Genomic DNA, 14,682 nt, shown 5'->3' on the forward strand with positions numbered 1-14,682 from the left:
CGCCTCTGGACTGTTGTAGCCGACTACCTTGGATGAAGGAGGAAGAAATCTCTATTCTCAGCTTTGGCTAAGTTTAGGTAAGTATTTTGAAGCAGCGCTAAGTACCGATGACCAATGACCAATGACTAATGACTAATGACTAATGACTAATGACTATGGATTTAATTCTTTGCCACACAACAGCAGATTTTGATGCATTAGGAGCTGCGGTAGGATTAACGCGCCTACTACCGGGAAGCAAGATTGTCCTAACTGGCGGCTCTCATCCTGCTGTCCGGGATTTTTTAGCATTGCATCGGGATGAATATTCGTTGATTGAACGCCGTTCGGTGAATTCAGAAACAATTCGTTCTCTAACGGTTGTGGATACGCAACAGCGCGATCGCTTGGGTAAAGCTGCCCAGTGGTTAGATTTGCCCAATCTAAGAGAGATTATAGTTTACGATCATCACTTAGGACAAGAATCAGATATTTCTGCCACGCGATCGCATATTTCCTCAGTAGGAGCCACCACAACTTTAATCGTCGAGCAATTGCAACAACAGCAAATTTCTCTCACTCCTGCCGAAGCAACAGTGATGGCTTTGGGTATCCACGTTGACACTGGCTCCTTGACCTTTGACCAATCTACACCACGGGATGCCCTGGCTTTGGCTTGGTTGATGCAACAAGGTACCAGTTTATCAGTAATTTCTAACTACCGTGACCCTGGCTTGTCTTTGCAATTGCAGCAGCTATTAACTGAGGCGCTGGAAAATTTAGAATATCTCTGTCTACATGGATATACAGTTGCTTGGGTAACTCTGAAAACTGAGGCTTTTGTGCCGGGGTTATCGAGTTTGGCTTCAGAACTTGTGGAATTAACCGAAATTGATGCCCTAATTTTAGCTAATGAGTATCTAGGTAAAGGGGATTCACGCTTAACTGTCATTGGGCGATCGCAAATTCCCAAAACAAATCTTAACCGATTATTCCAACTTCTAGGTGGTGGCGGTCATTCACAAGCTGCATCGCTGAACCTACGCAAAGTAAATTCACAAGCTATATTAAAACAACTTATTGACGGGATAAAAGCACAAATTCCCCATCCTCCCACTGCTAGGAATTTGATGTCTTCTCCTGTCCGCACAATTCTACCTGAAACCACAATTGCCGAAGCCCAGCGCATCTTACTACGCTATGGACAATCTGGTTTATCTGTAGTTAATACCCAAGGGCAACTAGTAGGTATTATTTCGCGGCGGGATATTGATATCGCCTTGCACCACGGCTTTAGTCATGCGCCAGTTAAGGGCTACATGACGACGAATCTCAAAACGATTACACCGAATACGACACTGCCACAAATTGAGTCGTTGATGGTAACTTATGATATCGGACGCTTACCAGTATTGGAGAATGAGCAGTTAGTGGGCATTGTCAGCCGTACTGATGTCTTGCGGGAATTACATCAAAACAGTGCTGAATTGGTAGTGCTGAGTTCTGAGTCTCAATCATTACTCATAAATCAGCATTTAGGACTCAGTACGGAGTTGCAAAATAAACTTGCTCCTCGATTGTGGCAATTACTCACCACAGCATCCCAAGAGGCAGAAAAACGGGGTTGGCATCTTTATCTAGTGGGCGGTGCGGTGCGGGATTTGCTATTAGCGAAAGAAGCATCGGCCACTTTAATGATTAAAGATATTGACCTCGTAGTTGATGGCTTTCATAAATCAGCAGATGTCGGTGCTGGTGTAGAATTAGCAAAGGCACTCCAACAAATTTACCCGACGGCTCGCTTAGAAATTCACGGGGCTTTTCAAACTGCGGCTTTGTTGTGGCACAAAGACCCAGAATTAGATTCTCTATGGGTAGATATTGCCACCGCTAGAACAGAATTCTATCCTTATCCAGCAGCAAATCCAGAAGTTGAGGCGAGTTCTATTCGGCAAGACTTATATCGCCGAGATTTTACTATTAATGCCCTCGCCTTACGCCTCACTAATGCCCGTGCTGGTGAATTACTCGATTTCTTTGGTGGATTACTAGATTTACAAGCTAAACAAATTCGGGTTTTACACGCCAACAGCTTTATCGAAGATCCCACCCGCATTTATCGCGGTGTGCGCTTTGCCGTGCGCTTCGGATTTCACATTGAACCGCAAACTGAAGAGTTTATCCGCTATGCCATCAACAGTGGTGTTTACGATCGCACTGCTCAAGAGAATAGTAGAACTCCAGCCCTGCAAACTCGACTGAAAACAGAATTAAAACACATCCTAGAAGCCCCCTACTGGAAATCAGCTTTACAGTTACTCGATAACTTAGGGGCATTGCAATGCATTCATGCTACCCTCAAGCTAGATGTGGAACTATTGCGACAATTACATTTGCTAGAACGCTGTTTGCGACGATTTGACCTGCAATCAACCCTCATCCATTGGGAAATACGTTTAGAAACGTTAATCGCCCACCTAGCACCACAATATCGGGCGAAAGTAGCAAAAAATCTGCAACTGCCAGAGGATAGTATTGAACGCTTGCAAAACTTTGCTTCTGCCCAAACCGATGTGATGGAATCTTTGCCTAAGTCTCAGCGTCCCAGTCAAGTAGTGCAGTTGTTGCGAGAGTATGATTTACCAATGCTGATTTTAATCGCTGTCCAAAGTCCGCGAGAGATTAGGCATCAGATTTGGGAATATTTTACTGTTTGGGCGAATGTGCAGCCACTATTGAATGGCAATGATTTAAAGAAACTTGCTTACAAACCGGGGCCCCAGTATCGACAAATATTAGATAATGTACTTGCTGCTAGCTTGGATGGAGTGATTAAAGATAGAACTGAGGCTGAGGAGTTTTTAGCACAACACTATCCTAAATGAATTAGCCCTAGTCTAAATTGTATCTGGATCGATGTTTAACTCGCGCAGTTTGACTGCTAAACGTTCTGCTTTTTGTTCTGCTTGTTCTGCTTTTTGTTCTGCTTGTTCTGCTTTTTGTGCTGCTTGTTCTGCTTTTTGTGCTGCTTGTTCTGCTGCTTGTGCTGCTTGTTCTGCCTTTTGTTCTGCTTGTTCTGCCTTTTGTGCTGCTTGTTCTGCCTTTTGTGCTGCTTGTTCTGCCTGTTGTTCTGCTTGTTCTGCCTGTTGTTCTGCTTGTTCTGCCGTTTCTTCAGGTGTTGGTACTAGTTGCCCATCTCGTGTAAAAAACCGCAATAATCCCTGATAAATTCCTAGATATAACCCTAGCTGATGACTCCACAAATGTCCTTGTTCACTTGCTTGTAGAGGTTGATATTCTCCATCTACTAAATGAAATCCCGCAAATTCTAAAGTGTAAGGGTCAAACCAAAAATAATCCGGTGTGCGGAAGGTATCTTGATAAATTTCTTTTTTTAAACCTCTGTCAGTATTCGCTGTTGAGCCAGACAGAATTTCTAGAATTACATTTGGATATTTGCCATCTTCTTCCCAGACTACCCAACTTTTACGGGTTTTGCGTTCCGTTCCCAGCACTACAAAAAAGTCTGGCCCCCGGAAGTTTTCTGATTTGCGTTGGCGTGGACTGTAATAGATAGTCAGGTTTCCCGCCGCATAGAAATCATTTCTATCTCGCCACAGCCATTTTAGGCATTTGAGTAAGAGCATGATTTGCTCTAGATGTAGTTCGCTTTCCAAAGGAGGCTCATCACTATATAGATCACCTGGGGGAAATATAACATCTTGACAGATGCCTTTTTCAGAATCTAATTCTTGAGCTATGGTCATAGAATGGATACGGCATCAAGTAGTTATGGATTTATTTTAGCAGTTTTGTAATTAGCGATCGCACTACATTAACGCTTTGTAAAAACAGGCGATCGCAATCTTAAGTTAGGCAGAAAAAAAGAGAGTGCGATCTTCTCTTTGTCACAAACAAGACTAGATCCCCGACTTCTTAAAGAAGTCGGGGATCTGTTTCATTACGGTTTGATTAAAGATTCTTCAGACTGGCGATATTTAGTGATTAACTTACGTGTTTTTAGAGGTGAATAAAGCAGCATGGAAAGTGTGGGTAAACTGGTTCCTGTTAGTGATAACAAAATAAATGGATTTAGAAAGCCTGCTATTATCCCAGTTCCGGGGCTAGCTCCAAATAATAATGTTAGTAGTATTATTACAGATGTAAATGAGTCTTCAGCGGAATTCATAGCGTCACCCATAGCCCCAACAACAGGGCTACCCACAATAATATACACAGCCCCACCCACAATAATACCCATAGCCCCACCCACAGCCTTACCCGCAAAGAAACTTTCAAAGTCCCTCTCCCATATCTGGGAGAGGGATTTAGGGTGAGGGCGAAAACTACGGTTCTCAACTTAGATGAGGTTTAATCAATATTTTTAAGACATAATCGCAGAACTTCTGCATAAATTTGGTTATTGGTCAGCGATCAATAACAAAGGACAAAGTTTTTAGCACAATACTAAGTAAGTCGGCGTTAAAAAATCAACCTATGTAACGAAGTGTAAAATCAGAAAAGAGCTTATAAATGAATCGTTTTTAAATCAGATAATTGCCCTAAAAGCAACCCCATATCACCCGGATTTCATTCAGTCATCAAATCTGGCAAAAATGGTTGTTCCCCATCTTTGGGTGTCTCAGCTTGCTCATCAGCAGCAGGTAGCCAGTTGATAAATGGTAGAGGTAACAACGTGCTGAGGTTAGTAATTACCACCAATAGCCAAAGTGACTCAAAGTTCGTTGCGGTGATTCCCAGCCAATAGGTGATTAATGCCCCGAATGCATGGGAAACCGTTCCTGCTGAATTAAATATTGACATTAACAAAGCAAATAATGTTGCTTCCACACCAGAGGGACAAAGCCTTGCTGCTAGCACCATCACTTGCATAAAGGCAATCTTCCCCATCACAGTCAGAATCAGGCTATCACCCAAACTAAACCAGTGGTCATCTATACCCAACCGCCGGTTTGTGTGAGTCACTAACAACAGCATCGTCATTCCCAAAATTGACGAAAGCACAGTACTCCAAGCAAAAATCACGCGAAAAGGGATGCTTTTGAGGAAACGTTGGAAAATCCAAACACCTGCTAAAGAAGCGAAACTTGTCACCAAATGCACCCGCCCCAAAAATTCTGGTTCAAAGTGTAGTTCGTTGGTAGAGAAGTAGAAAAAGGCTGATTCAGCATTTGGGGTAGCTTGCCAGATGAAAATAAACGCCGTTGGTAGCCAAATTGTTTTTTGGGTAATGGCTTGGCGTAGCTGCTTCAGTTGATGTTTGATTGGTAAGGGGTTGGTGTGATTACTATCTTCAGCATCTTTGCTAACGGGAGACTCAGCAATTAACCAAGCTACTCCTGAGACAATGAGAGGGAATAAGGCGGTAATTCCAAAGACAGTACGGGTAGTAAAGTATTGGAGCAGCAGACCGCTAAAGTATGCTGTTATTAAACCTCCAATCGCAGAAGCACCCCAACACAGAGATTGTAGTGAACCTGCTTTTGCTTGGGATTCGCCTCTGGCGCGTTCCACAACTAGCGAGTCAACTATGACATCACTCATGGCAACGGAGAGAGAACCAAAGGCGATCGCTAAGGTAGCTGCCCAGCTAGTATGAACTATTGTGGCCAGACTCACCCAAGAAGCACATCCCAGTATCCCGGATAAAATCAAGTAAGGACGCCGACGATAGCCAAATATAGGCAAGCCATCAGAGATAAAACCAAACACCGGCTTAATCATCCAAGGTAGGAAGACAATTCCCAACAGCGCCGATACCTGGACAGGACTCAACAACAGTTCATCTTTGAGGAAAAAGCTCACCGCTAGACGCGATAACCCTAAAATTCCTTGAACAAAGTAAACGGTGAGAATTGCAATCAACTCCGCATTGGGTTCATTACCCAAGAAGAGTTTTTGTGTTAATGAGTCTTTGATCTTGGACAAGCCAGATGATAGAAGCACCATTCGATAAATATTTTTTAAGTTTTATCTACTTTTCTATCATATCGATTCTTAAAACCTGGGCTTTGTTTGTGTGCCCGTAAACTCCGCAAATTCCATTCGTCATTGCTCAAGTTGATACCGATAAGCATTGCTGTACCCCTACCAACGTCTTTGTATAACAATCCTAAATCAAAGGATTAGGGCGAACCTACCGGAAGTAAGCTCGCCCTAACTTGTATTTAATATTGAGTTGTCGTCGGAAGTTTTGAAATCCTGCTTACAGCAGGCTGCGCGAACGCGGAGTCTAGTTTTGTAGCCGAGTCAGAAGGGAGACTTCCTGGCTTAGGCATCTACTTATGACAATTGCAAAACTGAATTTTTCTTGACTCGACGAGTCAGAACTGAAGTAGCACCTACAAAACCAATCACCAAAACTCCTAATACAGAAGAAGACTCAGGAACTGCTTTAATAACTACATTACCAGTGATACTATTGTAGCCGGTGGCGACTGTGTGATTATCTGATTCAAAACCACTTCCGCCAACATTAGTGAATTGAACCTGATCAAAAGTTCCGCCAACATCGTAGAAGTTGATGAATGCAAAGGCTTCTCCAGAATCCTGGTTTTGGAATGTTGAATTAGGATTACCGTAGTAGCCAGAATTATTTGATAACCCCGCGATATAGCTAACCACTTGAGCTGTGGTCATGGTTTCTACAACTTTACCTTGTGAAAGAAATGTCAGTTCGTTGTTAGAATCTCCAGCAGACCACCAAAGTCCAAAGTAACTTTGTGGGGTTGTTAAATCGAGGGTGGAAACCGTTTGTTGACTACCGTTGTTCGTATCTACATCAAAATATTTACCCGATCCACCAGCACCACCATATAGGTTTGCATTGTTGATTAGACCGTTATTATAAGAACCAACATTTGTTGTTCCATCCTTCCATTGAAAGCCTGTTGCACTGTAACCTGTTGTTTGTGAATCAAAAGTGTCTACATGGGCATTAACAAGATTGGATAATTGTGCATTTTGTACGCCTGCGTTTTCTATTGATATCGCAAAAGACGCAGCCATTACAGGACGGGTAAAAGTAGCTAAGGACAAAACAACACCAGAAGCGATCGCAGACTTAATTAGAAGATTTTTCATTTGACAATCCCTTTTCGTTTTTTAAGCTCTTGTATTCATAGCCTCATTGTGCGATGTGCTTCTAGATTCCAACATCAGAGGGATTACTACTTTTTTAATTTGACTATACCCAGATGAAAATACAGGTTCTTGGACTTTATTTACAGGGTAATCACTGATATTTTGTTCTGTAATATCTATAGCTTTATGTAGAAGATACAAAGTTGTCAGTGCTAAATTGTAAACAAGCTTCATTTATAAAAAGTGCCATTTTGTGATTCGCAAGCAGTTTATATTCTTAGGGTTCTAGATCAAGAAGGCATGAGGCATTGTGCGATGCCAAACCATTGAAAATCAGTACTTATCCCTTGGCTGAATAGTTTTTCAAGCTCAATGATCGAGATTACCTTGGTTCTTCTTTCAGGTAATTACATAACCTGCATTTTGCTGTGTGATTAACTTCACAATCTGTTTATGGCAACCGATTGCATCAATTTTCACAATATATCCAGATATAGCAGTTCCCAGTTGAGTGAGGTACAACAACCCCACCCCCAACCCCCTCCCCGCTCTTCGAGAGGGGGCTTAAGATGTACCTCATCTGATTAGGAAGCGCTATAGTAACATGAATTAAACTACCTCTTGCAATCAACAAAAGAATCTTTATCAATGCATCCGACTGAAGAAGTTGCTGTTCCTACTCGCGTTATTGGTTTAATTAGTGGCACATCCGTAGATGGTATAGACGCTGCGTTGGTAGAGATTTCCGGTACAGAATTGGATCTCAAAGTTGAGTTGCTAGCTGGGGCAACATATCCTTATCCAGCTGAACTCAGAGAAAAAATATTGGCAGTTGGTGCAGGTGTTGCCATCTCAATGGCAGAATTGGCAGAAATAGATGATGCGATCGCCATTGTCTTTGCTCAAGCCGCCCAAAATATTCAAATTGGTCATCAGCCGGCCACTCTCATTGGCTCCCACGGTCAGACAGTTTATCATCGACCACCTGCGGATAGGGGAATGGGGAAGAAAACCACTCCCCACTCCCCACTCCCTAATACAGACGCGATTAATCGCGTCTCTCCTCACTCCCCACTTGGTTACAGCCTGCAACTAGGGCACGGTGCATTAATTGCCCATCTTACGGGCATTACAACTGTGAGTAACTTCCGCGTTGCTGATATCGCTATTGGTGGTCATGGTGCGCCTCTGGTGCCCAGAGTAGATGCCTATTTACTCAGTCATCCCCAAGAGGGGCGTTGTATTCAAAATATTGGTGGTATTGGCAATGTTGCTTATATTCCGCCTCGGACTGACAACTGGCTCTCAAAAATTCGCGCTTGGGATACTGGCCCAGGAAATAGTCTGTTGGATCTGGCGGTGGAGCATTTAAGCGATGGTGCGAAAACTTACGATGAAGATGGCAATTGGGCAGCCAGTGGTACTCCTTGCTATCCATTGGTGGAACAATGGCTCAAGCAAGACTACTTTCATCTACCGCCACCCAAATCCACTGGACGAGAGTTATTTGGTGTGACTTACCTGCATGAGTGTTTAAAAGATGCCCAAGTATACCAACTCAATGCTGCCGACGTACTGGCAACTCTTACAGAACTTACAGTTGCTTCAATTGTTCATAGTTACCGCGCTTTTTTGCCGGAAATGCCACAGAGGGTACTATTATGTGGCGGTGGTAGTCGCAATCTCTATTTGAAACAAAGATTACAGATGTTGTTGGCATCAATACCAATTTGGACTACAGATGAAGTCGGCTTGAGTGCAGATTTTAAAGAAGCGATCGCCTTTGCGGTTTTAGCCTACTGGCGAAATTTGGACATTCCTGGCAACCTACCTACTGCCACTGGGGCACCTCAAGAAGTGCTTTTGGGAGAAATTTACCAAGGTCATTTTCATTGAAAGCGACGGGAAACTCCATCCCAAGAGTGTCTGTAGAGGGATAGTCGCCCCGTCACTTGGGGCATTGGCCAAACAGGTAACTTTTTCCCCATGCCCAAAAATTCCATCCCGCAAGTGGCGTGGAGTTTTTTATTCTTCACTCAGCACTGGCTCAACGCCCCGCTATCGCTAACGCAACTCAAGCCCTGCTATAACTGTAGTCTTCGCAGTACTCGATCAAGGTAGGGTATATAAAAGGTGGCTCATACTTTTTTATTGGAACCAGGACGCTGGATAATACAAGGAAATTGGCTGGAACGCAATGGTATGCCAATCAGCGTCAAGGGTATGACCTTGGTAGCTTGGAATCGAGATAACTGGTTCACTATGGCTACAAAACTCATATTCCCAGGTAGCGATCGCTCCGAAATCTCTCTACAATATAAAGGGCGGCTGCATGAGGGAGAGCGACAGTATACTTTTTTACTACAACATAATCTTTTAGGACAGGTTGAAGGTGAAGGCTGGATTGGTCTAGATACTATTGTGCAGCGTTACTGGGTACTAAGCGATCGTCAGCGTCGTAGTGGCTTTGAAACCCTGCATCGGATTTCGGAAGACACATACTACCTCAGTAGTGGCATCTTGGCTGGTCATTTTTTAACTAACACAATGGAAGCTAGCCTAGAACGTCAGTCAACCTAAGGGCAGTAATTCAGGAGGCAGGAGGAACCCACGTTTTTAAACGTGGGATTGAAGTAAGGACGCTTTATACCTCGCGCTGCGCGTCTCGGTATAATTCTTTTTATGAACTGGGCAAAAGATGAAAGAAACTTTAGTTTCAATTGATACTCCTAACCTCCTGCCCTCTGCCTTTTTTGTAACTAGTACATCACGGCAAAGATAGAGCAACCATCGCTGCCTAACAAAAAGTATTGCAGACTACAAAAGCTGACAGCATCAGTTTGTGATATTATGTAATGTCTCATACCCGACCTTAACGAGTAATTGTTTATTTGACCTAACTACGAAGTTGTAAGTAAGTAGACAAGAATACATCAAACTATGTTGCACAATGTAAATTTCTTTAAATAGGCTTTTAGTAAGGGATTCAGCCCTATTTTTAAGGCTAAATCCCTGACTACAAACCTTGATTTATTCGCATCTATACTAAATGTATAGTAATGTATAGTAAAAAGGGAATTCTTAAATTCTCAGCATGATTTTAGCCTTTTTACCTAACCGTGTAGTCAGGAGTTCAGTTTTGTGAATCCTAAAGTCTCAGTCATTATCCCTGCTTACAATACTGAAGCTTATATTGCCAAAGCAATAGAGTCAGTCTTAGAGCAAACCCTCACTGATATTGAAGTTATCATAGTCGATGATGGTTCAAGTGATAAAACTGTAGAAGTCGCTAAAAGTTTTACTGACCAACGTCTCAAAGTGATAGTTAATCAACAAAACCTTGGGGTTTCTGCTGCGCGTAATCGTGCCCTCAAAGCAGCCCAAGGAGAATGGATTGCTGTTCTTGATTCAGATGACTGGTATGCTCCTGAAAGATTAGAAAAGCTGGTGTTGCTGGCAGAAGAGAAAAATGCAGATATGATTGCTGACGATCTTCATTTAATTCAAGATGGTGCAACATCTCCTTGGAGTACATTGATTCAAGAAAGTGGAGAAAATATAGATAAAACTTTCCAAATTGATATCATTCATTTTGTAGAAACTGATGTCTATGGACAAGTAGGGTTACATCTTGGTTTAAGCAAGCCTATATTCAAACGAGAATTTCTGGTGAAGCACGGAATTGAGTACGATGAAACCGTAAGGACAGGTGAAGACTTTTGGCTTGATCTGAAATGCTTAATTAATGGCGCTCGCTTTTTTCTTGTGCCAGAACCCTATTATTTCTACCGCTCACGTACCACTTCTATTCTACATCAAAGCAAATTGTTAATTCTAAATCAATACTGCATAGCTACTAATTCTTTCATGCAACAAGAAGTTGTCAAAAAAAATCCAGCTTTAATGCATGCTTTGTCTTACAATCTTGCAGCCTTTAAGAAGAATCTAGCTTACTTTCAAGTTGTAGTGCCTATAAAGCAAGGAAAATGGTTCATAGCATTAACAGAAGCAAGGAAGAACCCGCACTTTTTTCCTTATTTTATTTCCCGATTTAACAAAATTATCGAACGTCGAATCCAATACTATATAATGGGTAATAAATCAGCTTTTGATATGTCTTATAACCTACAGATCAACCGAAAAACTACCAATTAGTATTATAGGAATCAGATTTGAATAACGATCTGCATAGTGAGACTAAAATCTTTGTTCAGCAAGGCTTTTATCTTAAAATTTTTCGTTGATAAAGTCCGATTGCTAGAAAATATATTTATCAATAAATAATAGATTCGTTATGAGTCAGGAGGAGGCAGAAGGTTAAACAACTGGAAGCATCCCAATTTTGCAAGAACATATTTGTCATTGCGTACTCCTTCGGAGAACCAATTGGCGTAGCCTCTCCAAAAGTTGGGTACGAAGCGACAGCGTAGTGTTCGCAATGACAATTTATAACCTGAGTTTGATATAACTTGCACATTTGGGATGCTCCCAAACAACTGGCCAGTTAAAGGGTATCTGTCATTATCCCTACTTACAAAACAAAGGCAGAGGACAGCCTTGCTGGAGGTACGAGGAAAGTACTAATTTAAAAAAGCTTTAGTTAGGGGTCATTGACCACTAAAATAACAGTTATAAATCCTAATAAGTTAGAGCATTATTTACGAGACATAAGGGCTTGGATCTGATAAAACCTGCCCAGCACCGCTTCATGTCGCCGCATCAGGCTTGATTGATATTCAAAATTCTGCACTCATTACTCAGTTATCAGAACTTTGTAGTGAGTGTGGTACTACCTGATTAAGGTTTTTGCCAGATCCTAGAGTTATCTATTTAGTCAAAATTGGGCAAACTAAAATTACACCATAATTAAAGTGCAAAATGGTACAAAGCGTCATTATAAATATACCCTTTCTACTTGTTTGATTTAGGATGTTGCACCAGTTGTAATAACCGTCTCGGTTCCAAACTGGCAGATAATGGTTTCAATCCTCTTTTAGAAGACTGAAAAAAGCTAGTACAGCACCACCTAAATAGAGCAACGATTGGAAATCGCACAAAAGCCTACTCTGTAAGCTTCTTGCCCTCCAACTTCTGCCTTGCGGTACAAGCCGAGAAAGTTATTTATGGGCGCAATAATTCAGATATCAGTTTGAATGCACTTTTCCTCCCAAACACTTACAACCTGCTTTTGGAGTTGAATTTTCTATGTCAGACCCAAACATTGGTCGCTTACTCAGCAAACGCTACCAACTCCAGGAGTTAATCGGTACTGGAGCAATGGGTCGGGTTTATCGTGCTAAAGATACTTTATTGGGGGGTGTACCTGTTGCGGTTAAGTTTCTCGCTCTATCAATCCAAAATGAAAAGATGCAATTGCAAGACCGCTTTGAGCGAGAAGCAAAAACCTGTGCTTTACTAGGGCAAAAAAGCATTCACATTGTCCGAGTTATGGACTATGGCGTAGATGACAATAACACCCCGTTCTACGTCATGGAATACCTACAAGGAGAAAGCCTGAACAATATTATTCGCAAGCAACGACTGCCTTTACCAAGATTCCTGAGTATGGCGCGTCAACTCAGTCTGGGGTTACAGTGCGCTCATAATGGCATTCCAGTTGAGGGCACTATTTGCCCAATTATCCATCGTGATGTCAAGCCAAGCAATATGCTGGTAATTCAAGATCCCAGTTTCGGAGAATTGGTCAAGGTTCTAGATTTTGGGATTGCTAAGTTATTACAGTCAGATGGCGACCATACAAAATTCTATTTGGGGACATTGGCTTATTCTTCTCCCGAACAGATGGAGGGTAAAGAATTAGACAATCGTGCTGATATTTATAGTTTGGGTGTCATGATGTTTGAGATGCTCACAGGCAAAATGCCACTGGTGGCACCAACTCATTCTTTTGGAGCGTGGTATAAAACACATCACTATCAAAAACCACGCTCTTTTGCTGAGGTTGCGCCCGGATTAGAACTACCAAAAGAAATCGAAAATTTGGTGATGAGTTGTCTAGCTAAATTACCACGCGATCGCCCCCAAAGTATCACTGAAATCCTCAGAGTTTTAGGATCTCTAGAAAAACCTGAGCATACACGTAAAATTCAGCAAGACAGCCATGCCCTAGTTCCTACTAATATAGTGAGCAATGAGCTTGAACAAAAGACTAAAGCCGATTTGCGGGTATCATGGTCTAACGATGAAATCGCTCGTGCCATTTCCTGGCCTAAAAATAAACCAATTGCTGATATTGTTTTTCCCCAGCCCATTCATACCAATGGGGAGGTTTTACCAGCTCTGTGGGTGATGCTACCCCAAGAAGAAATTCAAAAGCGCTTACTCTGTACCCGCTATAACCAATTTTTGTTCATCTCTATTCCCCATCCCATGCTGCTATGGATTACTGTCATCTACAACCGTAAGTATGGCGCGAAATGGTTGCCTTATTACCTTGACCTAAAAACTAGTCCTGGTCAGGAAATTGCCCGGTTACTACAGCACACAGGTTACTACCGCCTGTTATTCTTTGCCCGAGAAACACCAAATCGCTGTACCCATATCTTACTTTCTAGCGTCGCTTCTGCCCAACGCCAACGACTACAAGAGTGGGTCGCAATGAGCAACACCTTAATGTCCTCTGCCGACCCACAAATCAGTAAAAGTTTACTCAAAAACGAGTACGAAAAGATTAAGCCCCAAATTATCACAAAACTGAAAAGTATTGATACAGATTCTCCTTATGATCTTTCCAACTAACAATAATTTCTTAATGTTACGTATTTTTAGATGTAAGTAAGGGGTAGTCACTCCCAGAATGTAAACTTTTATAAACAAAATATATATAAATATGTAAGTTCTAGTTATATGTATAAAGAGTGGAATCACTAAGCAGTCAAAGCAATCTGATCTAAATTATCTCTGAATCTTCCTGTGTATATGTTCCAGGAGATGATGAAATTACGCAGGTGTGATTCTCGGACTAGACGAAACAAAAAGAAGTTTGGCCAAAGCTAAACAAGGAATTTAGCTTACCATGCTAAAGTTATGTCTAGACTCAAACAAGTATGCCCTAGACAATGTTTACTTATTCTTAGTTAATTTCGTGAATTGAACTTTTGTACCGATATTGTGGAATTAGTTATCGAAGTTGACGCCCCTGCATCCCCAGCTCTTTTCCTCCTTGGAACCAAGCAAGAGAAGGAGGTCGCCCACTGCGACATCAGAAAGACTCTATGCCATAGTGGAACCGGAATCTAAGCCCCACTGGTGCTTAAGAAGTTCTTGATAAGTTGCCTCGCGCACGACCATTTGCTCATAAAGCTTCACTAAAAAATCTTTAGCTTGCTCGTGGCTCATGTTTTGCACCTGAGTAGAGAATGAGCAGATGCTGAATTGCTGTTCCAAGGATAGTTTCATGGGTTGATTCATAAGTTAACTCCGAAAAAACAACGTGTAAAGGTGATATCGCTCACAGAAGTCCAAATGGGATAATATTTTGGACAGATATCAGTCCAACATTTGTTCCTCCGTATTAAGAAAGATAACAATTGTTTGACAGATTTGCCCACATCCAAAGTGTGGAATTTTTCTGCTTTG

10 protein-coding genes are annotated in these 14,682 nt (G+C 41.9%); 5 read left to right on the top strand and 5 right to left on the bottom strand.

The window, feature by feature from the left end:
- The first annotated feature begins 155 nt into the window (after positions 1 to 155).
- On the top strand, positions 156 to 2,864 hold the full coding sequence (locus tag V7K97_RS08545) for a CBS domain-containing protein (protein ID WP_334800710.1): 2,709 nt from the start codon (positions 156 to 158) through the stop codon (positions 2,862 to 2,864).
- 12 nt (positions 2,865 to 2,876) lie between these two features.
- Here the strand turns inward: V7K97_RS08545 and V7K97_RS08550 are convergent, their stop codons facing one another.
- The 4 genes from V7K97_RS08550 to V7K97_RS08565 all read right to left on the bottom strand — a co-directional run bounded on the left by V7K97_RS08550 (position 2,877) and on the right by V7K97_RS08565 (position 7,083).
- Complete coding sequence (locus V7K97_RS08550; RefSeq protein ID WP_334800439.1) at positions 2,877 to 3,746, bottom strand: Uma2 family endonuclease; 870 nt, start codon at positions 3,744 to 3,746, stop codon at positions 2,877 to 2,879.
- A gap of 194 nt (positions 3,747 to 3,940) precedes the next feature.
- Entirely contained in the window at positions 3,941 to 4,240 is a 300-nt protein-coding gene (locus V7K97_RS08555) for a hypothetical protein (protein WP_334800440.1), read from the bottom strand.
- A gap of 329 nt (positions 4,241 to 4,569) precedes the next feature.
- On the bottom strand, positions 4,570 to 5,949 hold the full coding sequence (locus V7K97_RS08560) for a folate/biopterin family MFS transporter (RefSeq protein WP_334800441.1): 1,380 nt from the start codon (positions 5,947 to 5,949) through the stop codon (positions 4,570 to 4,572).
- 333 nt (positions 5,950 to 6,282) lie between these two features.
- Complete coding sequence (locus V7K97_RS08565; protein ID WP_334800442.1) at positions 6,283 to 7,083, bottom strand: Npun_F0296 family exosortase-dependent surface protein; 801 nt, start codon at positions 7,081 to 7,083, stop codon at positions 6,283 to 6,285.
- A 648-nt stretch (positions 7,084 to 7,731) separates the two neighbouring features.
- Between V7K97_RS08565 and V7K97_RS08570 the strand changes: the two genes are divergently transcribed.
- The 4 genes from V7K97_RS08570 to V7K97_RS08585 all read left to right on the top strand — a co-directional run bounded on the left by V7K97_RS08570 (position 7,732) and on the right by V7K97_RS08585 (position 13,842).
- Complete coding sequence (locus V7K97_RS08570; protein WP_334800443.1) at positions 7,732 to 8,979, top strand: anhydro-N-acetylmuramic acid kinase; 1,248 nt, start codon at positions 7,732 to 7,734, stop codon at positions 8,977 to 8,979.
- 237 nt (positions 8,980 to 9,216) lie between these two features.
- Complete coding sequence (locus V7K97_RS08575) at positions 9,217 to 9,663, top strand: hypothetical protein (protein ID WP_334800444.1); 447 nt, start codon at positions 9,217 to 9,219, stop codon at positions 9,661 to 9,663.
- A 561-nt stretch (positions 9,664 to 10,224) separates the two neighbouring features.
- Positions 10,225 to 11,238, top strand: a complete 1,014-nt coding sequence (locus V7K97_RS08580) for a glycosyltransferase family 2 protein (RefSeq protein ID WP_334800445.1) — start codon at positions 10,225 to 10,227, stop codon at positions 11,236 to 11,238.
- Between the two features lie 1,050 nt (positions 11,239 to 12,288).
- Positions 12,289 to 13,842, top strand: a complete 1,554-nt coding sequence (locus V7K97_RS08585) for a serine/threonine-protein kinase (RefSeq protein ID WP_334800446.1) — start codon at positions 12,289 to 12,291, stop codon at positions 13,840 to 13,842.
- A gap of 474 nt (positions 13,843 to 14,316) precedes the next feature.
- Here V7K97_RS08585 and V7K97_RS08590 read toward each other — a convergent pair whose 3' ends face one another.
- The gene (locus V7K97_RS08590; RefSeq protein WP_094348015.1) at positions 14,317 to 14,514 is read right to left on the bottom strand and encodes an NblA/ycf18 family protein; all 198 of its coding nucleotides are present in this window, start codon (positions 14,512 to 14,514) and stop codon (positions 14,317 to 14,319) included.
- Between the last annotated feature and the right edge of the window lie 168 nt (positions 14,515 to 14,682).

The sequence above is a fragment of the Nostoc sp. genome, from assembly GCF_036917815.1.
Lineage (GTDB): Bacteria > Cyanobacteriota > Cyanobacteriia > Cyanobacteriales > Nostocaceae > Nostoc.

What these genes read in the sequence shown, in the direction of transcription:
- V7K97_RS08545 (WP_334800710.1), top strand. Translation starts at nt 156, where the DNA reads ATGGATTTAATTCTTTGCCACACAACAGCAGATTTTGATGCATTAGGA.
- V7K97_RS08550 (WP_334800439.1), bottom strand. Translation starts at nt 3,746, where the DNA reads ATGACCATAGCTCAAGAATTAGATTCTGAAAAAGGCATCTGTCAAGAT.
- V7K97_RS08555 (WP_334800440.1), bottom strand. Translation starts at nt 4,240, where the DNA reads ATGGGTATTATTGTGGGTGGGGCTGTGTATATTATTGTGGGTAGCCCT.
- V7K97_RS08560 (WP_334800441.1), bottom strand. Translation starts at nt 5,949, where the DNA reads ATGGTGCTTCTATCATCTGGCTTGTCCAAGATCAAAGACTCATTAACA.
- V7K97_RS08565 (WP_334800442.1), bottom strand. Translation starts at nt 7,083, where the DNA reads ATGAAAAATCTTCTAATTAAGTCTGCGATCGCTTCTGGTGTTGTTTTG.
- V7K97_RS08570 (WP_334800443.1), top strand. Translation starts at nt 7,732, where the DNA reads ATGCATCCGACTGAAGAAGTTGCTGTTCCTACTCGCGTTATTGGTTTA.
- V7K97_RS08585 (WP_334800446.1), top strand. Translation starts at nt 12,289, where the DNA reads ATGTCAGACCCAAACATTGGTCGCTTACTCAGCAAACGCTACCAACTC.
- V7K97_RS08590 (WP_094348015.1), bottom strand. Translation starts at nt 14,514, where the DNA reads ATGAATCAACCCATGAAACTATCCTTGGAACAGCAATTCAGCATCTGC.